The organism is Pseudomonas citronellolis (assembly GCF_029335315.1).
Classification (GTDB): domain Bacteria; phylum Pseudomonadota; class Gammaproteobacteria; order Pseudomonadales; family Pseudomonadaceae; genus Pseudomonas; species Pseudomonas citronellolis_A.
In genome coordinates, this window is sequence record NZ_JARJLT010000251.1 from 1 (window position 1) to 19,292 (window position 19,292).

The following is a 19,292-nucleotide window of genomic DNA, read 5'->3' on the forward strand; positions in this document are numbered from 1 at the left end:
GCCGCATGCCAGGCGGCGACCAGGCCGAGCACCGCGAAGGCGCTGGCGGCCAGGCGGCGGATCAGCACCAGCGGCAGGCGCTCGGCGGCGAAGTTGCCGGCCAGCACCACCGGCACGTTGGCCAGCAGCATGCCGATGGTGGTGCCCATGACCACCAGCCAGAAGTGCGGGTACTGCGCGGCCAGCATCACGGTGGCGACCTGGGTCTTGTCGCCCATCTCGGCGAGGAAGAAGGCGATCAGGGTGGTGAGGAACGGGCCGTACTTCTTCAGGCCGCTTTCCTCGTCGTCGTCGAGTTTGTCGGGAATCAGGGTCCAGGCGGCGACGGCCAGGAAGGACGCGGCCAGCAGCCAGCTCAGGGTGGATTCGGCGAAGAAGGTGGAAACCCATTTGCCCACGGCGCCGGCGGCGAAGTGGTTGGCCAGGGTCGCGGCGACCATGCCGCCGATGATCGGCCAGGGCTTGCGGAAGCGTGCGGCGAGGAGGAGGGCGAGCAGCTGCGTCTTGTCGCCGATTTCGGCGAGGGCGACGATCAGGATCGGGACGAACAGGGATTCCATCGGATTTCCTAAGGGGCGGGTCGACTAATCACCAATGACACGGGCCATCCGCCCACCCCGGGTCGAATCGCGCGTGTCATAGGTCTTGTCAAACCCGTGGCCCGACTGCTGCGGGCCTGGGGCCGCACGCGCCATGGTCTGCGGACCAAGTGTGTTGACGCGTGCCGGGCGAGGGCGGGAACCGCTCGCGGGAGACTACTCCCCTAGGACGGGGCGCATTCTGCCCAAGTACCGGCGCTTGGGCAAGCCCGCCGTTCAGTCGTCGCGGCCGGAGGAGACGTCCATTTCCGCGTAGGGGATGAAGCGCGTGCCGTTCTTCAGCCGGTAGCCCCACCAGATGCACAAGAACAGCGGCAGGGTCAGGTAGGTGGCGGCCAGCCCGGCCCAGTCCACGTGGTCGGCGATGAAGGCCTGGTAGTTCTGCCCGAGGGTGATGATCAGGCACAGGGTGAAGGCGAACAGCGGGCCGAAGGGGAACAGCTTGGCGCGGTAGGGCAGGCTTTCCAGGTCGCCGCCCTGCAGCACGAAGGCCTTGCGGAAGCGGTAGTGGGAGATGGCGATGCCCAGCCAGACGATGAAGCCACACATGCCCGAGGCGTTGAGCAGCCAGGTGTAGACGGTCTTGTCGCCGATGAAGCTGGTGAGGAAGCACAGCGCGCCGATCAGCGTGGTGGCGTAGAGCGCGTAGCGCGGCACGCCGCTGTCGGAGACCTGGGTGAACAGGCGCGGCGCCTTGCCCTGGGTGGCCATGGTGTAGAGCATGCGGGTGGAGGCGTACATGCCGGAGTTGCCGGCGGAGAGGATCGCCGAGAGGATCACCGCGTTCATCAGGCCGGCGGCGGCGGCCAGGCCCGCGCGCTGGAACAGCAGGGTGAAGGGCGAGGTGCTGATGTCGCTGCTGTCGGTCTTGAGCAGGTTCGGATCGGTGTAGGGGATCAGCATGCCGATGACGAAGATCGACAGGATGTAGAACATCAGGATTCGCCAGAACACCTGGCGGATGGCGACCGGGATCGACTTGCGCGGGTTTTCCGACTCGCCGGCGGCCACGCCGATCAGCTCGGTGCCCTGGAACGAGAAGCCGGCGATCATGGCCACCCCGATCATCGCCTGCAGGCCGCCGACGAAGGGCGCGTCGTCGATGGTGAAGTTGCTGAAGCCGGGGCTGTCGATGCCGTGCATGATGCCGATGATGCTGGCCAGGCCGATGCCGATGAACACCACCACCGCGACCACCTTGATCAGCGCGAACCAGAACTCGCTCTCGCCGAAGCCTTTCACCGAGAAGTAGTTGAGGCCGAACATGATGGCGAGGAAGGCGGCGCTCCAGTACATGCCCGGCACGTCGGGGAACCAGAACTTCATCACCAGCTGCGCGGCGACCAGTTCCGCGGCGATGGTCACCGCCCAGTTGTACCAGTAGTTCCAGCCCATGGCGAAGCCGAAGCCGTCGTCGATGAAGCGGCTGCCGTAGGTGCAGAAGGAGCCGGAATCGGGGATGTACGCCGCCAGCTCGCCAAGGCTGGTCATCAGGAAGAACACCATCAGGCCGATCAGCGCGTAGGCCAGCAGCGCGCCGCCGGGGCCGGCGGTGGCGATGGTGCTGCCAGAGGCGACGAACAGGCCGGTGCCGATCGAACCGCCGATGGCGATCATGTTCAGGTGACGCGGCTTGAGGGAGCGCTTCAGATGGTGCGGCTTCTCCTTCGGCCCCATGGCGAATGTCAGTTCGACGTCATCTTTGATTCTGCGATTCACGGGTGTCCTCGATAGTCAGGGCGAGCGGGGGCGCCGATCCGATGGGGCTCGGTGGAGTGTAGTGCGCGCTCGGGATCAGCGCCGCCGGGCGCTGTAGATGCGGAAGCCGTCGGCTTCGGCGAGGGTGCGGCAGGGGCCGAGGTGGTCCTCGATCAGCGGCGGATATTTCAGGAAACTGTTGGCCACCAGGCGCAGCTCGCCCCTGGCCTGCAGGTGTCGCGCGGCTTCGCGCAGCAGGTGCTCGCTGGCCTGGTAGTTGGTGTGCACGCCCTGGTGGAAGGGCGGGTTGCTGACGATGGCGTCCAGCTCGAAGGGCGCCGCGTCGATGCCGTCGCCGGCGATCACCTCGCCCTCCAGGCCGTTGGCGGCCAGGGTCAGGCGGCTGCTTTCGACGGCGAAGGCGTCGACGTCGAGCAGGCTCAGGCGGCTGGCCGGGTAGCGGCGCTTGAGTACCGCACCGAGCACCCCGGCGCCACAGCCGAAGTCCAGCAGGTGGCCGGCCGGCAGGTCGTCCAGATGCTCCAGCAGCAGGGCGCTGCCGCGGTCCAGGCGGCCATGGCTGAACACGCCGGGCAGGGTGACCACGCGCAGCGGGCCATCGGCCAGGGCCAGTTCGTAGTGCTGGGCCAGCGCGTGCAGGTCGGGGCGGGGCGGGGCGCCTGCGATGCTCGCCTGCCACAGCTGGCAGTGCCGCGCGCTGTCCAGCTTGGCGGCCTTGGCCAGGGCGCCGAGCTGCTTGGCGGCGCGCTCCACGCCGGCGCGCTTCTCGCCCACCAGGTACAGCTGGCCGCCGGGCACGCAACTGGCCAGGGCGGCCAGCAGGTAGTCGGTCAGCTCGCGGGACTTGGGCAGGAACAGCACGGCGGCGGCGAACTCGCCGTCCGGTGGCGTCACACCGAAGTGGCAGCGCCCCGGATAGCGAGTCTCCAGCTGGCGTTGCTCGCCGGCGTGCCAGCTCCAGCCGAGGGCTTCGGGTAGCTGGCCGAGCAGGCCGTCGGCGGGCAGGCCGGCCAGCAGCACGCGGCCGCCGAAGCGTTCGATCTGGCGCAGCAGCACCTCACTGGTGGGGGCGTGGGACATGCGGCCTCCTGAAAAAAGGGCGCGAGTTTAGCACTTCCCGCTTCAGTCGACCCGGCGCAGCGTGTCGCCGGCGAAGAAGGCCATGGCGTTGTCCAGCACCTGGCCGACGATGCGCTGCCGCGCCTCGCGACTGCCCCAGGCGTTGTGCGGGGTGACGATCAGCCGCGGGATGTCGCCGGCCAGCAGCGGGTTGCCATCCTTCGGCGGCTCGACGCTGAGCACGTCGGTGGCGGCGCCGCCCAGGTGGCCCCGGCGCAGGGTGTCGGCCAGGGCCTGCTCGTCGATCAGGCCGCCACGCGCCGTGTTGACGATGAAGGCGCCGGGCTTCATCAGGTCCAGCTCGCGCTGGCCGAGCATGCCACGGGTTTCGTCGGTCAACGGGCAGTGCAGGCTGATGGCGTCGACCTGCGGCAGCAGCTCGTCCAGCGCCAGCCGATCGGCGCGCGGCGGCCGGCCGGGCAACTGGCCGAGCAGCACGCGCATGCCGAAGGCCTCGGCCAGGCGACCGACCGCGCCACCCAGTTCGCCATGGCCGAGCAGGCCGAGGGTCTTGCCCTCCAGCTCGACGATGGGAAAATCCAGCAGGCAGAACTGGGTGGCCTGCTGCCAGCGCCCGGCGCGCACCGCCGCTTGGTAGTCGGGCAGGCGGGTGGCCAGGGCGAGCAGCAGCAGGATGGCGTGCTGGGCGACCGAGGCGGTGCCGTAGCCCTGGCAGTTGCACACGGCCACGCCGTGCTCGCGGGCGGCCGCCAGGTCGATGTTGTTGGTGCCGGTGGCGGTCACCAGGATCAGCTTCAGGTCCGGGCAGGCGGCCAGGGTCGCGGCGTCGATCGGCGCCTTGTTGGTGATGGCCACGCGGGCGCCGGCCAGGCGCCCGGCGATCTCGCCGGGAGCGCTGGCGGGGTGCAGGACCAGTTCGCCGAAGGCGCGGTGCAGGGGTTGCAGGTCGAGGTCGCCGAGGTCGAGGGAGGCGGTGTCGAGGAAGACGGCGCGGGAGCTGTTCATCACTGGCTGTACCTTTTGCGTGGATCAGAGCTGGCGTAAGGTTGCCAGCCTAACGGTTTTCTTCCCACCCTGCGGAGGTTGCATGTACTGGACGGAATTCCTCACCGTGGCATTGATCCACCTGCTCGCGGTGGCCAGCCCCGGGCCGGACTTCGCCGTGGTGGTGCGCGAGAGCGTGACCCACGGGCGCCGCGCCGGGACCTGGACGGCGCTGGGCGTGGGCTGCGCGATCTCGATCCACGTGACCTACTCGCTGCTGGGCATCGGCCTGATCGTTTCGCAATCGATCGTGCTGTTCAACACCCTCAAGTGGCTGGCCGCGGCCTACCTGTTCTATATCGGCATCAAGGCCCTGCGCGCCAAGCCGAGCGGCGGCGACGGCAGCGTCGAGGCCGCCCCACCCAGCGAACGCACCCCGTGCGGGGCCTTCGTCAGCGGTTTCGTCACCAATGGCCTGAACCCCAAGGCGACGCTGTTCTTCCTGTCGCTGTTCACCGTGGTCATCAACCCGCACACCCCGGTACTGGTACAGGCCGGCTATGGCGTCTACCTGGCCTGCGCCACCGCCGCCTGGTTCAGCTTCGTCGCCCTGCTGTTCAGCCAGCAACGCGTGCGCGCCGGCTTCGCCCGCCTGGGCCATTGGTTCGACCGGCTGATGGGCGTGGTGCTGGTGGGGCTGGGGATCAAGCTGGCATTCACCGAGCTGCGCTGAAGGCGGGGTGTGCACAGGCGAACTTGCTCGCGAACGGGTAGGGCTATCACGGACGGCGTGTTACGGATGGGAATGGCATCTGTCCGTGCGCTGCACAACCGCGTGAAGAGCCCTGAAACGCAAAGGGCGCGACCGAAGTCGCGCCCTTTGCGTTACCGGTAACAGCGTTACAGCAGCTCGATGGCCACCGCGGTGGCTTCGCCGCCGCCGATGCACAGCGAGGCCACGCCGCGCTTGCCGCCTTTCTTCTGCAGGGCGTTGATCAGGGTGACGATGATCCGCGAGCCGGTGGAGCCCACCGGGTGGCCCTGGGCGCAGGCGCCGCCGTAGACGTTGACCTTGGCGTGGTCCAGGCCGTGCTCGCGCATGGCCAGCATGGTGACCATGGCGAAGGCTTCGTTGATTTCGAACAGGTCGACGTCGTCCTTGTTCCAGCCGGTCTTCTTGAACAGATTGGTCATGGCGCCGATCGGGGCCAGGGTGAACTCGCTCGGGTCCTGGCTCTGGGTGGCGTGGCCGACGATCTTCGCCAGCGGCTTGAGGCCGCGGCGGGCGGCTTCTTCGGCGGTCATCAGGACCAGCGCGCTGGCGCCGTCGGAGATCGAGCTGGCGTTGGCGGCGGTGATGGTGCCGTCTTTCTTGAACGCCGGCTTCAGGCCGGGAATCTTGTCCAGGTTGGCGGTCAGCGGCTGCTCGTCATCCTTCACCACCACCTCGCCCTTGCGGGTGGTAACGGTGACCGGAACGATCTCGCTGGCCAGGGAGCCGTCCTTGATCGCGGCCTGGGCGCGCTTCAGCGACTCGATGGCGTAGGCGTCCATCTCCTCGCGGGTGACAGCGTTCTTGTCGGCGGTATCCTGGGCGAAGGAGCCCATCAGGCGGCCCGTGCGGGCGTCTTCCAGGCCGTCGAGGAACATGTGGTCCTTGATCTCGCCGTGGCCCATGCGCAGGCCGGTGCGGGCCTTCTCCAGCACGTAGGGGGCGTTGGACATGCTTTCCATGCCACCGGCGACCATCACCTGGTTGGTCCCGGCCTTGAGCAGGTCGTGGGCCAGCATCACCGCCTTCATGCCGGAGCCGCAGAGTTTGTTGATGGTGGTGCAGCCAGCGGCGGCAGGCAGGCCGGCGTTCAGTGCCGCCTGTCGGGCCGGGCCCTGTTTCAGGCCGGCGGGCAGCACGCAGCCCATGATCACTTCCTCGACATCGCTGGCCTGGATGCCGGCGCGGGCGACCGCTTCACGGATGGCGATGGCGCCCAGGTCGACGGCGGAAACGGCGGCCAGGCTGCCCTGGAAGCCGCCCATGGGAGTGCGGGCGCCGCTGACGATGACGATTTCGGACATGGCGAAACTACCTCTTGGCTTTTGTTCTTGGGGTGTTCTTGGGAACGGTCGTGAACGACCGGGCGGGGCCGATTCTAACGCGTGACCGGATCAGGCCAAAGAGTCACCTGCAAATCACTCTTTGGATGGATGAACGGTCATGAACGCACCTCTAGAGTCAGCACCATCGATTTCATAAAGGCCTGACAGGTAAGCCGAACATGCTCAAGACCCGACTCATCCCCGCTGCGAGCAACGCCTACCAGTACCCGTTGCTCATCAAGAGCTTGCTGTTGTCCGGCGCGCGTTACGAGAAGAGCCGCGAGATCGTCTATCGCGACCTGGTGCGTTACAACTACGCCACTTTCAACGAGCGCGTGGCGCGCCTGGCCAACGTGCTCAGCGAGGCTGGCGTGCAGGCCGGCGACACCGTCGCGGTGATGGACTGGGACAGCCACCGCTACCTGGAGGCGATGTTCGCCATCCCGATGATCGGCGCGGTGCTGCACACCATCAACATCCGCCTCTCGCCGGACCAGATCCTCTACACCATGAACCACGCCGAGGACCGCTTCGTGCTGGTCAACAGCGAGTTCGTGCCGCTCTACCAGGGCATCGCCGGGCAGCTGACCACGGTGCAGAAGACCCTGCTGCTGACCGACGGCGCCGACAAGAGCTGCGCGCTGCCCGACTGCGTCGGCGAGTACGAGACACTCATGGCCGCGGCCAGCCCGCGCTACGCCTTCCCCGACTTCGACGAGAACTCGGTGGCCACCACCTTCTACACCACCGGTACCACCGGTAACCCCAAGGGCGTGTATTTCACCCACCGCCAGCTGGTGCTGCATACCCTGTCCATGGCCTCGACCATCGGCAGCCTGGACAGCATCCGCCTGATGGGCACCGACGACGTCTACATGCCGATCACCCCGATGTTCCACGTGCACGCCTGGGGCGTGCCCTACGTGGCGACCATGCTCGGGGTGAAGCAGGTGTACCCCGGCCGCTACGAGCCGGACCTGCTGTGCAAGCTGATCCGCGAGGAGAAGGTGACCTTCTCCCACTGCGTGCCAACCATCCTGCAGATGATGCTCAACGCCCCCAGCGCCAAGGGCCACGACTTCGCCGGGCTGAAGGTCATCATCGGCGGCAGCGCGCTGAACCGTGCGCTGTACGAGGCGGCCAGGGCTCGCGGTATCCAGCTCACCGCCGCCTACGGGATGTCCGAGACCTGCCCGCTGATTTCCTGCGCCTACCTCAACCAGGAGCTGCGCGACGGCAGCGAGGACGAGCGCACCACCTACCGCATCAAGGCCGGCGTGCCGGTGCCGCTGGTGGAAGCGGCGATCATGGACGAGCACGGCCAGCTGCTGCCGGCCGACGGCGAATCCCAGGGCGAGCTGGTGCTGCGCGCGCCCTGGCTGACTCAGGGCTACTTCCGCGAGCCGCAGAAGGGCGAGGAGCTGTGGGCCGGCGGCTGGATGCACACCGGTGACGTGGCGACCCTCGACGGCATGGGCTTCATCGATATCCGCGACCGTATCAAGGACGTGATCAAGACCGGCGGCGAGTGGCTGTCCTCGCTGGAGCTGGAGGACCTGATCAGCCGCCACCCGGCGGTGCGCGAAGTGGCGGTGGTCGGGGTGCCCGATCCGCAGTGGGGCGAGCGGCCGTTCGCGCTGCTGGTGCTGAGCGAGGGCGAGCGCCTGGATGCCAAGGGCTTGAAGGAGCATCTCAAGCCTTTCGTGGAGCAGGGCCACATCAACAAGTGGGCGATTCCCTCGCAGATCGCCGTTGTTACTGAAGTTCCCAAGACCAGCGTCGGCAAGCTGGACAAGAAGCGTATCCGGGTCGATATCGCTCGTTGGCAGGAGTCCGGCAGCGAATTCCTTTCCACTCTCTGACACCTTGGTGAAGGCCGCGTCCCCCCAAGCAAGCGCTTGGCACGGGGCGCGGCCTTTGTTATTCCTGGCGCCGAGGGCTCTGCAACGGGGCTCGCTGGGGCGGTGCCGCGACAAATCACACTTTCGAGGGATCAAGCCCACCGGGGGGCTGGATATAGTCGCTACCACTCATAACAAAAAACACACATGGAGTAGCGTCGATGACACAAATGAAGAAGATCTGGCGTCTGGCGCGTTTGCCGCTGGCCGTCAGCCTGGCTTCCACGCTTGCCACCCCCGCCTCGGCGGTCACCTTCAACATCGGTGAGATCGAGGGCTCCTTCGACTCCAGCCTGTCCGTCGGCGCCAGCTGGTCGACGCAGAACCCGGACAAGCAACTGATCGGGGTGAACAACGGCGGCAAGGGCCTTTCTCAGACATCCGACGACGGCCACTTGAACTACAAGGCGGGGGAAACCTTCTCGAAGATCTTCAAGGGCATCCACGACCTTGAACTGAAGTACGGCGACACCGGCGTGTTCCTGCGCGGCAAGTACTGGTACGACTTCGAGCAGAAAGACGAGAGCACCGAGTTCAAGCCGCTCAGCGACAGCGGCCGCAAGACCGCCGCCCAGGCTTCCGGCGCCGAGCTGCTCGACGCCTTCATCTACCACAAGTACGCCATCGCCGACCTGCCGGGCACCGTGCGCCTGGGCAAGCAGGTGGTGAACTGGGGCGAGAGCACCTTCATCCAGAACGGCATCAGCGCCATCAACCCGGTGGACGTCACCGCGCTGCGCCGCCCGGGCTCCGAGATCAAGGAAGCTCTGGTGCCGGTGAACATGTTCTACATGTCGCAGAACATCACCGATAACCTTTCCGCCGAAGGCTTCTACCAACTGGAGTGGGACCAGACGGTAGTCGACAACTGCGGCACCTTCTTCTCCCAGCCGGACGTGATCGCCGACGGTTGCACCCAGAACCTGGCGGTGCTGACCAACAACCCGACCTCGATCGCCGGCATCAATGCCGCCCTGGGTCGGGTCGGCCTGGGGGTCACCCCGTCGCCGTGGAACGAAGGCCTGGTGGTGCGCCGCGGCCCCGACCGCGACGCCCGCGACGGCGGCCAGTACGGCCTGTCGCTGAAGTACTTCGCCGACAGCCTGAACACCGAGTTCGGCGCCTACTACATGAACTACCACAGCCGCCTGCCGATCTTCAGCGGCCAGGGTGCCTCCGCCGCCACCATGGCGCGGATCAACGGCCTGGCGACCAGCCTGGCCACTTCCGGCAACCCGGCGCTGGCCAGCCAGGCCGCGGGGATCGCCGCCGCGGGCACCGCCGGCAACTCCAGCTACTTCGTCGAGTACCCGGAAGACATCCACCTGTACGGCCTGAGCTTCTCCACCACGCTGCCCACCGGCACCGCCTGGAGCGGCGAGCTGAGCTACCGGCCGAACGCCCCGGTACAGCTGAACACCACCGACATCCTGTACTCCGGCCTCGACCCGATCACCATCGCCGGCACCCACCCGTACGCCAACGCCTCGGTGCTCGACGGCCAGGCCGGGCAGGACCTGCACGGCTACCGCCGCAAGGAAATCACCCAGCTGCAGAACACCTTCACCCACTTCTTCGACCAGGTCATGGGCGCCGAGCGTCTGACCCTGGTGGGTGAGATCGGCTGGACCCACGTCGGTGGCCTGGAAAGCACCTCCAAGGCGCGCTACGGCCGCGACCCGGTGTTCGGTCCGGGGCCGCTGAAAGGCACCCTGGGCGGTCTGCCGACCTGCCAGGCGCTGAACGCCAGCACCCTGGGCACCCCCAACGCCAACAACGTCAGCCGCTACTGCGAGAACGATGGCTTCACCACCACCGACTCCTGGGGCTACCGCGCCCGCGCCATCTGGGACTACAACGACGTCTTCGCCGGCATCAACCTGAAGCCCAGCGTGGCCTGGTCGCATGACGTCGACGGCTACTCGCCCGGCCCCGGCGGCAACTTCGAGGAAGGCCGCAAGGCAGTCAGCCTGGGTGTCGACGCCGACTACCTGAACACTTACACCGCGAGCCTCTCCTACACCAACTACTTCGACGGCAAGTACTCCACCATGGTCGATCGCGACTTCGTCGCGCTCAGCTTCGGCATGAACTTCTAAGCGGCACCTGGCGCCCCGCCCACTGCCCGGGCGGGGCCCCGCAGAGATCGCGAGCGCGGCGGCGTGGCCGCCGCGCAAGCAGTAACGACTCATCGAGGACGACGCGATAATGAGAACAACAAAGAGATTGCTGCAAACCGGCGCGATGGCCCTGGGCCTGAGCCTGCTGGCCTCCCAGGTGATGGCCGCGGTGTCCGCCGCGGACGCCGCGAAGCTGGGCACCACCCTGACCCCGATCGGCGCGGAAAAGGCCGGCAACGCCGACGGCAGCATCCCCGCCTGGACCGGCGGCCTGCCGAAGAACGCCGGTGCCGTGGACAGCAAGGGCTTCCTCGCCGACCCCTTCGCCAGCGAGAAGCCGCTGTTCACCATCACCGCGCAGAACGCCGAGCAGTACAAGGACAAGCTGACCCCCGGCCAGCTCGCCATGTTCAAGCGCTACCCCGACACCTACAAGATGCCGGTGTACCCGTCGCACCGCACCGCCACCCTGCCTGACTCGGTGCTGGAAGCGACCAAGAAGAACGCCACCGCCACCAGCCTGGTGCAGGGCGGCAACGGCCTGCAGAACTTCCAGACCGCCAACCCGTTCCCGATCCCGCAGAACGGCCTGGAAGTCATCTGGAACCACATCACCCGCTACCGCGGCGGCCACGTGCGTCGCCTGGTGACCCAGGCCACCCCGCAGGTCAACGGCAGCTACTCGCTGGTGTACTTCCAGGACGAGTTCGTGTTCCGCACCGACCTGAAGGACTACGACGCGAGCAAGCCGAGCAACGTGCTGTTCTACTTCAAGCAGCAGGTCACCGCCCCGGCGCGCCTGGCCGGTAACGTCCTGCTGGTCCACGAGACCCTCGACCAGGTCAAGGAACCGCGCCTGGCGTGGCTCTACAACGCCGGCCAGCGCCGCGTGCGCCGCGCCCCGCAGGTGTCCTACGACGGCCCCGGCACCGCCGCCGACGGCCTGCGCACCTCGGACAACCTGGACATGTACAACGGCGCGCCGGACCGTTACGACTGGAAACTGGTGGGCAAGCAGGAGCTGTACATCCCGTACAACAACTACAAGCTCGACGATCCCAAGCTGAAGTACGCCGACATCATCAAGCCCGGCCACCTCAACCAGGACCTGACCCGCTACGAGCTGCACCGTGTCTGGCACGTGGTCGCGACCCTGAAGGCCGGCGAGCGCCACATCTACGCCAAGCGTGACTTCTACATCGACGAGGACACCTGGCAGGCCGCCGAGATCGACCATTACGACGGTCGCGGCACCCTGTGGCGCGTAGCCGAGGCCTTCTCGCAGTACTACTACAACAACCAGGTGCCGTGGTACACCGCCGAGACCCTGTACGACCTGCTCTCCAGCCGTTACCTGGTGCTGGGCCTGAAGAACGAGGAGAAGTCCGCCTACGACTTCAACTACAGCGCCTCGGAAAGCGACTTCACCCCCGCAGCGCTGCGCCAGGAAGGCGTTCGCTGAAGTCGAGTTCCCCTTGCTGAGGAAAAGCCGGCCTTCGGGCCGGCTTTTTCGTATCCGCCGCCCGCCCTTGGGCCGGCATCGGCATCTGGCAAGGTGCCGCTATACTTGATGGCAAAACGCCTACCCAGGTGAGCCTTTGCCGCATTCCCCCCGTGAAATCCTCGACGCCGACGAACTCGCAGCGCTGCAGGCGGTTACCAGCCGCCCGGCGCGGCGGCCGGTGGTGCTGCTGGTGGACGACGACCGCCAGGTACTGGCGGAAATGCGCGAGCTGATTCGTGGCGCCGGGCTCGATTGCCTGACCGCGCGCAGCAGCGCCGAGGCCTTGCGTCGCATCCGCCGCGACGAGGCGGGCATCGACCTGCTGGTCACCGACCTGCGCATGGAGACGGAAAGCTCCGGGTTGGAGCTGATCCGCCAGCTCAACGACCAGGGCACCTTCCTGCCGATCGTGGTGCTCTCCGGCACCGACGACGCGCGCGACGTGGTCGAAGCCATGCGCCTGAGCGTGCTGGACTTCCTGCTCAAGCCGGTGGACCCGGCGTACTTCCTGCAGACGCTGAAGCGCTATTTGTAGGGAGTGTTGCGCCGTTGTCCTGATGCCCGGAGCCGGGGCCAGCGGCGGATAACGTTTCGCGTTATTCGCCCTGCGTCCCGCGCAAGCCTGTAGGAGCGAGCTTGCTCGCGAACCGCCTGAACGCCTTGCCTACAAGGTCTGTGCCTTGAAAGTGTCGCACTTGCCCGGCGCGCCGCTGTCGAAGCCCAGCTTGAACCAGCGCATGCGCTGCGCCGAGGTGCCGTGGGTGAAGGAGTCCGGTACCACGGTGCCGCGCGACTGCTTCTGCAGGCGGTCGTCACCGATGGCATTGGCGGCGTTCAGCGCGCTTTCGATGTCGCCCGGCTCCAGCCATTGCAGGCGCTGCTGGGCGTTGTTGGCCCAGACCCCGGCGAAGCAGTCGGCCTGCAGCTCCAGGCGCACCGAGAGGCCGGTGGCACCTTCCATGGGGGCGCCACGACGGCGCGCGGCCTCGACCTTGGCGGAAATCCCCAGCAGGTTCTGCACATGGTGGCCGACCTCGTGGGCGATCACGTAGGCGCGGGCGAAGTCGCCGGCGGCGGAGAAGCGTTGCTCCATCTCGCGGAAGAAGCCCAGGTCGAGGTACACCCGGTGGTCGCCGGGGCAATAGAACGGCCCCACGGCGGAGGAGGCGAAGCCGCAGGCCGAGTTCACCCCGCCGTTGAACAGGATCAGCTTGGGTTGTTCGTACTGGGCGTTGCTGTGGGCGAAGATGTTGCCCCAGGTGTCCTCGGTGTCGCCGAGCACGGCGCGCACGAAGTCCACCTGCGGGTCCGCGCCGGTCGCCGGGCGGCCCTGCACCTGCGGTCGCGCCGGGGCCTGGCCGGTGTCCATCTGGCCGAGCAGGCTGCCGAGGATCTGCATCGGGTCCTGGCCCATCAGCAGGCCCACCACGACCACGATGGCGACGCCGCCCAGGCTCAGGCCACGGCCGCCGATGCGCATGCCGCCACCGCCCATGCCGCCGCCGGCATCGTCGTCGCGTGCATCCACCACGTTGTCGCTGCGTCGTCCTTTGCGCCAGAGCATGGCGTCGTCTCCTGGGTATGGGTGGATTGAGTGTTGTCGTCGCGGGGCCTGCCCGCCAGGCCGGCTGTCAGGCCAGCGCGCAGAGCAGCTGGGCGTGGGCCAGCAATTGGACCTTGCCGCCCACCTGCACCTGGTCGTCGTCGCCGACGCGTACTTCCAGCAGGCTGGGGCGGCCGACGAAGCGGCCCTGGTTCAGCTCGAAGGTCTCGCCACGGCGAGCCTTGCCCAGCGCCACCAGGTAGGCGGCGACCGGGCCGGCGGCGCTGCCGGTGGCGACGTCCTCGACCAGGCCGGCGTTGTCCCAGGTGCGGCCCTCGCGATTATCCACATCCAGCAGGAAGACGAAGGCCGCGCCCAGGGCGGCCAGGCGTTCGCCCAGCTCGGCGCGCTGGCGGATGCGCCCGAGGGCCTCGCTGCGCACCGGCAGCAGCACGTAGGGCAGGCCGGTGCTGATCACGTGCGCCGGGTAGTCGGCGAGATCGTTCGCCTGCAGCGAAAAGGCCTCGGCGAACCAGCGCCGCTCCTCTTCGTCGAGCACCGCGCCGAACTGCGCCTGGCCCTGGTTCATCTGCGCGATGAAGCCGTTGCCATGGCGGCGGGTGGTGAGGTTCACGTCCTTGCTCGCCAGTTGCAGGGTCCAGTGTTCCTGTTCGCCGCGCTGGTGGATGTGGTGCAGCAGCGCCGCGGCGCCCAGCAGCGGGTGGCCGGCGAATGGCAGTTCTTCCTCGGGGGTGAAGATGCGCGCGGCGTAGGTGTCCAGCTCGGCGCTGGGGAACAGGAAGATGCTCTCGAACTGGCGCAGCTCCTGGGTCAGCGCCTGCAGCGTGGCGTCGGCCAGGCCGCGCGCATCGGCGAACACCGCCAGGCCGTTGCCGCCCAGCGGGCGTTCGGCGAATACGTCGAGTTGCCAGTAATGCAGGAAGGACATGGTGCTCCCGGGGAAAGTAGGACTCGACAGCGAGCCTAGCGGCGGATATGTTCGCCGACAAGAAAGCCCCGCGCTTTTCAGGCCACCGCAGTGGCCGGCGTCGCTCGGACGGTTCCGGGCGCTTACGTTCACCGAGGAAATCATGACTGAACCCCGTTCAGCTCGTCGCTTTGCGCGTATCGATCGTCTCCCGCCCTACGTTTTCAACATCACCGCCGAACTGAAGATGGCCGCGCGCCGCCGCGGCGAAGACATCATCGACCTGTCCATGGGCAACCCCGACGGCGCCACCCCGCCGCACATCGTCGAGAAGCTGGTGCAGGTCGCCCAGCGCGAAGACACCCACGGCTACTCCACCTCGCGCGGCATCCCGCGCCTGCGCCGGGCCATCTCGCACTGGTACAAGGAGCGCTACGCGGTCGAGATCGACCCGGAAAGCGAAGCCATCGTCACCATCGGCTCGAAGGAAGGCCTGGCGCACCTGATGCTGGCCACCCTGGACCATGGCGACAACATCCTGGTGCCCAACCCCAGCTATCCGATCCATATCTACGGCGCGGTGATCGCCGGCGCCCAGGTGCGCTCGGTGCCGCTGGTGCCGGGGATCGACTTCTTCAACGAGCTGGAGCGGGCGATCCGCGAATCGATCCCCAAGCCGAAGATGATGATCCTCGGCTTCCCCTCCAACCCGACCGCGCAGTGCGTCGAGCTGGACTTCTTCGAGCGCGTGGTGGCCCTGGCCAAGCAGTACGACGTGCTGGTGGTGCACGACCTGGCCTACGCCGACATCGTCTACGACGGCTGGAAGGCCCCGTCGATCATGCAGGTGCCGGGGGCCAAGGACATCGCGGTGGAGTTCTTCACCCTGTCCAAGAGCTACAACATGGCCGGCTGGCGCATCGGCTTCATGGTCGGCAACCCGGAGCTGGTCTCCGCGCTGGCGCGGATCAAGAGCTACCACGACTACGGCACCTTCACCCCGCTGCAGGTGGCGGCCATTGCCGCGCTGGAAGGCGACCAGCAGTGCGTGCGCGACATCGCCAGCCAGTACCAGGCGCGCCGCGACGTGCTGGTGAAGGGCCTGCACGAGGCCGGCTGGATGGTCGAGAACCCCAAGGCCTCGATGTACGTCTGGGCGAAGATCCCCGAGCCGTATGCCCACCTGGGCTCGCTGGAGTTTGCCAAGAAGCTGCTGCAGGACGCCAAGGTCTCGGTGTCGCCGGGCATCGGCTTCGGTGACTACGGCGACGACCACGTGCGCTTCGCCCTGATCGAGAACCGCGACCGCCTGCGCCAGGCGGTGCGCGGGATCAAGGCGATGTTCCGCGCCGACGGGCTGTTGCCCAAGGCGGCCAAGGCAACTGAGTAAAAGATGAATGAAGAAAGGGGCGGCCGGTAGGTCGCCCCTTTTTTGTTTGTGGGGTATGTCGGAAGGGCTTGGTGGGGGCTGGAGAGCACCCTCTCCCTAACCCTCTCCCTTCAGGGCGGGCCGCGCAGCCGAGGGCTGGGGAGAGGGAGCGGAGTTGATCCCAGGCTCCAAAGCAGCAGGGATACCCCAGGTTCCTCTCAGCGCTGCGGATAATCCGCCAGCACCACCGCCTTGCCGTCCTTGCCCAGGCCCAGCACCTGGTAGGCGTCGTGGCGGTCACCCATCTCCATGCCCGGCGAGCCCATGGGCATGCCCGGCACGGCGGCGCCGACCAGGTCCGCGCGCTCGCGCAGCTTGAGGACGTCGGCGGCCGGCACGTGGCCCTCGACGAACTTGCCGTCGATCACCCCGGTATGGCACGAACCCATGGAATGCGGCACGCCCAGTTGCGTCTTCACCGCCGACATGTCTGCCTCGACGTGGTCGTTGACCGTGAAACCGTTGGCCTGCAGGTGCTTGATCCAGTCCTTGCAGCAGCCGCAGTTGGCGTCGCGGTGCACGTCGATGGTCAGCGGCTGGGCGGCCTGGGCGGTGCCGGCGAGGAGGGCGGCGAGGAGGAGGATGCGGCGCATGGGAAGCTCCTGTCAGAACGAAATCCATGGAGCATACTCTCAGGGACGCTGGCCTCCGTTCCTGCTCTGTATCAGCTTGTGACGAGCGGGGCGAACTCGTTTCCGGCGCCGGGGTCTGTGTCCTTTATCCACATCGCACAGGGCTGTCGGGCCCAAGGAGAAACAGGATGCTCTTCGCCCGCTTCGTCTTGCTGGTCCAGGCCCTGGTCTGGGCCGGGTTGGGCCTGCTGTACTGGGTGCGTCCCTACGAGATGGCCAACCTCAGCGGCATGCTGCTGATGGAGCCGGAATCGGTCAGCGACGCCCAGGTCTTCTACGGTGGCCACCAGTTCGCCCTGGCGCTGTTCCTGCTGTTCGCCCTGCGCCGCCAGGAACTGCTGCGCCCGGGGCTGATCCTGGTGGTGCTGATCCAGCTCACCCTGACCCTGTCGCGCCTGCTGATCGCCTGGTCCTCGGGGGCCGGCATCGAGACCGACGCGACCCTCTACGGCCTGCTCTATCGTGGCGGCATCTCGCTGCTGGCGATCTTCGCCCTGTACTGGATGGAGCGCGGCCGGCGCGAGCCGGAGCCGCTGGAGACACCCCCCGAAGCGCTGGTGGACAAGGTGCGCGACGCCGATTTCGAGGGGCTCTAGGCCGCCGACCGGCCGGCGTCGCTGGGGCGGCGCCGGCTTCCGTGCTATCGTTGCGCCCCGTTTTAGCGTCCGCCACAGGCCCGCCCCATGAAATTCATCCACAAGCGCGAACACCTCAACGAGGGCGACCTCGTGGTCATCGAGTGCTCGCGCACCTGCAACATCCGCCTGATGACCGACGCCAACTTCCGCAGCTTCAAGAACGGCGCGCGCCACGTCTACCACGGCGGCGCCTTCGAACGCTTCCCGGCGCGCATCCGGGTGCCCAGCACCGGTTTCTGGAACGTCACCCTGGATACCGTCACCCGCCGCGCCATCAGCGTTACCCGCAAGGTCGACTTCAGCTACAGCATCAAGTTCGTCCGCAAGTCGCCGTCCAACTACGGCTGAGCCTTGTGCGGCGGAAAATCCGCCAGCAACTTCGCGAGCGCCTTGTCGAAGGCATCCTGGCTCAGGTTCGGGTCCTGCAGCTGGCTGCTCAGCTGCGCCTGGTAGAGCACCTCGCGGCTGCTTTCGTCGAGGATGCGCATGGCCAGCCGCGCCTGGTCGGAATCGGTGATCTGGGTCTGGCTGACGACACCGTCCTGGGTCGCCACCGGGCGCTGCACCACCCCGGTCTGGCGCTCCAGCCCCAACGCATAGAGCACCCGCAGTTCGCCGCCCTGCGCCTGGAAGCGATAGCCCTTGGCCTCCATCGCGCGCTTGAGCGCCGTGTCGAAGCGCTCTTCCAGGTCGAGCCGATGCCCGGGCGCGCGAACCGCCTGGATGCTGAAGGTGCTCTGGTGGCCGTCGGCGGCCGGCGAGACGCTGACCTGCGCCGGATCGCTGCCGGCGCAGGCGGCCAGCAGCAGGGCGAGGAGGGGCAGCAGGAAACGGTGCATGGCAAGGCTCCCGTGGGGTTATCCACAGCAGCCTAGCCGGCGGTGCGGGGTGCGCCGCCCAACCCAGGTTGGGTAATCTCTGGAAGCTGTTCACGCTCTTGCGAGCTAGCGCAGAACAAGGCGAAAACAGGCGGGAGAGGCACCGGGCTTGCGTTCGAGTTTAGGCCGCTAAATGAGCATCGAGCGCCTGTTTTTAACGCAGTTATGCCGACGCGCAGCAGAGCGTGGACGCTTTCAGCGCCGCTCCAGCAGCACGCCTGCTTCCATGTGATGGGTGTAGGGGAACTGGTCGAACAGCGCGCTGCGAGTCACCTTGTGGGTGTCGTGCAGTTGGGCGATGTTCTGCGCCAGGGTCTCCGGGTTGCAGGAGATATAGAGGATGCGTTCGAAACGCCGGGTCAGCTCGCAGGTGTCCGGGTCCATGCCGGCGCGCGGCGGGTCGACGAACACGCTGCCGAAGTTGTAGCCCTTCAGGTCGACGTCGGCCAGGCGGCGGAACGGGCGCACCTCGTTCAGCGCCTGGGTCAGCTCCTCGGCGGAGAGGCGCACCAGGGTGACGTTATCCACAGCGTTGTCGGCGAGGTTGGCCAGGGCTGCGTTCACCGACGTCTTGCTGATCTCGGTGGCCAGCGCCTTGGGCACGCGGGTGGCCAGCGGCAGGGTGAAGTTGCCGTTGCCGCAGTACAGCTCCAGCAGGTCGTCGTCGCGCTGGCCCAGGGCCTCGTAGGCCCAGTTCAGCATCTTCTGGCAGACCTCGCCGTTGGGCTGGGTGAAGGCGCCTTCCGGCTGGCGGTAGCGGAAGGTGCGGCCGGCCACGACCAGTTCTTCTTCCACATAGTCACGCCCGACCACCACGCGCTTGCCGCGCGAGCGGCCGACCAGGCTCACGCCCAGCTCGGCGGCGAGCGTCTGCGCGGCGGCCTGCCAGGCCTCGTCCACCGGGCGGTGGTAGCAGAGGGTGATGAGCGCGTCGCCGGCCAGGGTGGTGAGGAATTCCACCTGGAACAGCTTGTGGCCCAGCGCCGGCTCGGCCCAGGCGGCCTTCAGGCGCGGCATCAGCTCGTTGATGCGCCGGCTGGCGATGGGGAAGTCGTCGATCAGGATCGGCGTGTGCTTGTCGCCCTGTTCGAACATCGCGTAGTGGCGCTGCTCGCCCTCGCGCCACAGACGGAACTCGGCGCGCAGGCGGTAGTGCTCGCGGGGCGAGTCGAACACCTGCGGTTCAGGCGCGGCGAAGGGCGCCAGCAGCTCGCGCAGGCGCGCGACCTTGTCGGCCAGT

General features: G+C 67.3%; 18 protein-coding genes and 1 riboswitch. Of the genes, 8 read left to right on the forward strand and 10 right to left on the reverse strand.

The features are described from left to right. From P3W75_RS19000 to P3W75_RS19015, 4 genes are all read right to left on the reverse strand, one after another. The coding region (locus P3W75_RS19000; protein WP_276228853.1) for a TMEM165/GDT1 family protein at positions 1-560 on the reverse strand (560 nt) is incomplete at its 3' end. Between the two features lie 77 nt (positions 561-637). Continuing rightward, a riboswitch (yybP-ykoY riboswitch) is annotated at positions 638-776 on the reverse strand. A gap of 39 nt (positions 777-815) precedes the next feature. Continuing rightward, positions 816-2,276: an amino acid permease gene (locus P3W75_RS19005; RefSeq protein ID WP_276228869.1), complete on the reverse strand. Its 1,461-nt coding sequence runs from the start codon at positions 2,274-2,276 to the stop codon at positions 816-818. A gap of 117 nt (positions 2,277-2,393) precedes the next feature. Continuing rightward, the gene (locus tag P3W75_RS19010; protein WP_276228854.1) at positions 2,394-3,398 is read right to left on the reverse strand and encodes a class I SAM-dependent methyltransferase; all 1,005 of its coding nucleotides are present in this window, start codon (positions 3,396-3,398) and stop codon (positions 2,394-2,396) included. A gap of 42 nt (positions 3,399-3,440) precedes the next feature. Next, positions 3,441-4,403 carry a 2-hydroxyacid dehydrogenase gene (locus P3W75_RS19015; protein WP_430765386.1) on the reverse strand — a complete coding sequence of 321 codons (963 nt, stop codon included), beginning with the start codon at positions 4,401-4,403 and terminating at the stop codon, positions 3,441-3,443. Between the two features lie 82 nt (positions 4,404-4,485). On the opposite strand from P3W75_RS19015, the gene P3W75_RS19020 reads away from it, so the two are divergent. After that, positions 4,486-5,115 (forward strand): LysE family translocator, encoded by a 630-nt coding sequence (locus P3W75_RS19020; RefSeq protein WP_276228856.1) that lies wholly within the window; start codon positions 4,486-4,488, stop codon positions 5,113-5,115. Positions 5,116-5,282: 167 nt separating this feature from the next. Here P3W75_RS19020 and P3W75_RS19025 read toward each other — a convergent pair whose 3' ends face one another. Then, complete coding sequence (locus P3W75_RS19025) at positions 5,283-6,458, reverse strand: acetyl-CoA C-acyltransferase (RefSeq protein WP_276228857.1); 1,176 nt, start codon at positions 6,456-6,458, stop codon at positions 5,283-5,285. A gap of 200 nt (positions 6,459-6,658) precedes the next feature. Between P3W75_RS19025 and P3W75_RS19030 the strand changes: the two genes are divergently transcribed. The 4 genes from P3W75_RS19030 (at position 6,659) to P3W75_RS19045 (ending at position 12,539) form a co-directional block, all read left to right on the forward strand. Continuing rightward, the gene (locus tag P3W75_RS19030) at positions 6,659-8,341 is read left to right on the forward strand and encodes a fatty acid--CoA ligase (protein ID WP_276228858.1); all 1,683 of its coding nucleotides are present in this window, start codon (positions 6,659-6,661) and stop codon (positions 8,339-8,341) included. Between the two features lie 200 nt (positions 8,342-8,541). Further along, positions 8,542-10,479, forward strand: coding sequence for a DUF1302 domain-containing protein (locus P3W75_RS19035; RefSeq protein WP_276228859.1), 1,938 nt, complete (start codon positions 8,542-8,544; stop codon positions 10,477-10,479). A gap of 109 nt (positions 10,480-10,588) precedes the next feature. Next, a complete protein-coding gene (locus P3W75_RS19040; protein ID WP_276228860.1) occupies positions 10,589-11,962 on the forward strand; it encodes a DUF1329 domain-containing protein in 1,374 nt (457 codons plus the stop codon). 136 nt (positions 11,963-12,098) lie between these two features. Next, positions 12,099-12,539 (forward strand): response regulator, encoded by a 441-nt coding sequence (locus tag P3W75_RS19045; RefSeq protein WP_276228861.1) that lies wholly within the window; start codon positions 12,099-12,101, stop codon positions 12,537-12,539. Positions 12,540-12,668: 129 nt separating this feature from the next. Here P3W75_RS19045 and ypfJ read toward each other — a convergent pair whose 3' ends face one another. Together ypfJ and P3W75_RS19055 are read right to left on the reverse strand one after the other, a co-directional pair. After that, positions 12,669-13,568, reverse strand: coding sequence for a KPN_02809 family neutral zinc metallopeptidase (ypfJ, locus tag P3W75_RS19050; protein WP_276228862.1), 900 nt, complete (start codon positions 13,566-13,568; stop codon positions 12,669-12,671). Between the two features lie 67 nt (positions 13,569-13,635). Further along, a complete protein-coding gene (locus P3W75_RS19055) occupies positions 13,636-14,496 on the reverse strand; it encodes a PhzF family phenazine biosynthesis protein (protein ID WP_276228863.1) in 861 nt (286 codons plus the stop codon). A gap of 142 nt (positions 14,497-14,638) precedes the next feature. Here P3W75_RS19055 and alaC point away from each other — a divergent pair, with 142 nt between their 5' ends. Next, the gene (gene alaC, locus P3W75_RS19060; protein ID WP_276228864.1) at positions 14,639-15,865 is read left to right on the forward strand and encodes an alanine transaminase; all 1,227 of its coding nucleotides are present in this window, start codon (positions 14,639-14,641) and stop codon (positions 15,863-15,865) included. A 197-nt stretch (positions 15,866-16,062) separates the two neighbouring features. On the opposite strand, the gene P3W75_RS19065 is transcribed toward alaC, so the two are convergent. Further along, positions 16,063-16,497: a DUF411 domain-containing protein gene (locus tag P3W75_RS19065; protein WP_276228865.1), complete on the reverse strand. Its 435-nt coding sequence runs from the start codon at positions 16,495-16,497 to the stop codon at positions 16,063-16,065. Positions 16,498-16,664: 167 nt separating this feature from the next. On the opposite strand from P3W75_RS19065, the gene P3W75_RS19070 reads away from it, so the two are divergent. After that, the gene (locus P3W75_RS19070; RefSeq protein ID WP_276228866.1) at positions 16,665-17,132 is read left to right on the forward strand and encodes a DUF4345 family protein; all 468 of its coding nucleotides are present in this window, start codon (positions 16,665-16,667) and stop codon (positions 17,130-17,132) included. 87 nt (positions 17,133-17,219) lie between these two features. Next, positions 17,220-17,522: a DUF1883 domain-containing protein gene (locus tag P3W75_RS19075; protein WP_430765387.1), complete on the forward strand. Its 303-nt coding sequence runs from the start codon at positions 17,220-17,222 to the stop codon at positions 17,520-17,522. Here the strand turns inward: P3W75_RS19075 and P3W75_RS19080 are convergent. Both P3W75_RS19080 and trmA read right to left on the reverse strand, forming a co-directional pair. Further along, entirely contained in the window at positions 17,513-18,013 is a 501-nt protein-coding gene (locus tag P3W75_RS19080; protein WP_276228867.1) for a DUF4136 domain-containing protein, read from the reverse strand. The two genes, P3W75_RS19075 and P3W75_RS19080, sit on opposite strands and share 10 nt — an antisense overlap. A 234-nt stretch (positions 18,014-18,247) precedes the next feature. Then, a complete protein-coding gene (trmA, locus tag P3W75_RS19085) occupies positions 18,248-19,291 on the reverse strand; it encodes a tRNA (uridine(54)-C5)-methyltransferase TrmA (protein ID WP_276228868.1) in 1,044 nt (347 codons plus the stop codon). Between the last annotated feature and the right edge of the window lies 1 nt (position 19,292).

Coding starts and splice junctions, on each gene's coding strand:
- P3W75_RS19005 (WP_276228869.1), bottom strand. CDS start 2,276: ATGGGGCCGAAGGAGAAGCCGCACCATCTGAAGCGCTCCCTCAAGCCG.
- P3W75_RS19010 (WP_276228854.1), bottom strand. CDS start 3,398: ATGTCCCACGCCCCCACCAGTGAGGTGCTGCTGCGCCAGATCGAACGC.
- P3W75_RS19015 (WP_430765386.1), bottom strand. CDS start 4,403: ATGAACAGCTCCCGCGCCGTCTTCCTCGACACCGCCTCCCTCGACCTC.
- P3W75_RS19020 (WP_276228856.1), top strand. CDS start 4,486: ATGTACTGGACGGAATTCCTCACCGTGGCATTGATCCACCTGCTCGCG.
- P3W75_RS19025 (WP_276228857.1), bottom strand. CDS start 6,458: ATGTCCGAAATCGTCATCGTCAGCGGCGCCCGCACTCCCATGGGCGGC.
- P3W75_RS19030 (WP_276228858.1), top strand. CDS start 6,659: ATGCTCAAGACCCGACTCATCCCCGCTGCGAGCAACGCCTACCAGTAC.
- P3W75_RS19035 (WP_276228859.1), top strand. CDS start 8,542: ATGACACAAATGAAGAAGATCTGGCGTCTGGCGCGTTTGCCGCTGGCC.
- P3W75_RS19040 (WP_276228860.1), top strand. CDS start 10,589: ATGAGAACAACAAAGAGATTGCTGCAAACCGGCGCGATGGCCCTGGGC.
- ypfJ (WP_276228862.1), bottom strand. CDS start 13,568: ATGCTCTGGCGCAAAGGACGACGCAGCGACAACGTGGTGGATGCACGC.
- P3W75_RS19055 (WP_276228863.1), bottom strand. CDS start 14,496: ATGTCCTTCCTGCATTACTGGCAACTCGACGTATTCGCCGAACGCCCG.
- alaC (WP_276228864.1), top strand. CDS start 14,639: ATGACTGAACCCCGTTCAGCTCGTCGCTTTGCGCGTATCGATCGTCTC.
- P3W75_RS19065 (WP_276228865.1), bottom strand. CDS start 16,497: ATGCGCCGCATCCTCCTCCTCGCCGCCCTCCTCGCCGGCACCGCCCAG.
- P3W75_RS19070 (WP_276228866.1), top strand. CDS start 16,665: ATGCTCTTCGCCCGCTTCGTCTTGCTGGTCCAGGCCCTGGTCTGGGCC.
- P3W75_RS19075 (WP_430765387.1), top strand. CDS start 17,220: ATGAAATTCATCCACAAGCGCGAACACCTCAACGAGGGCGACCTCGTG.
- P3W75_RS19080 (WP_276228867.1), bottom strand. CDS start 18,013: ATGCACCGTTTCCTGCTGCCCCTCCTCGCCCTGCTGCTGGCCGCCTGC.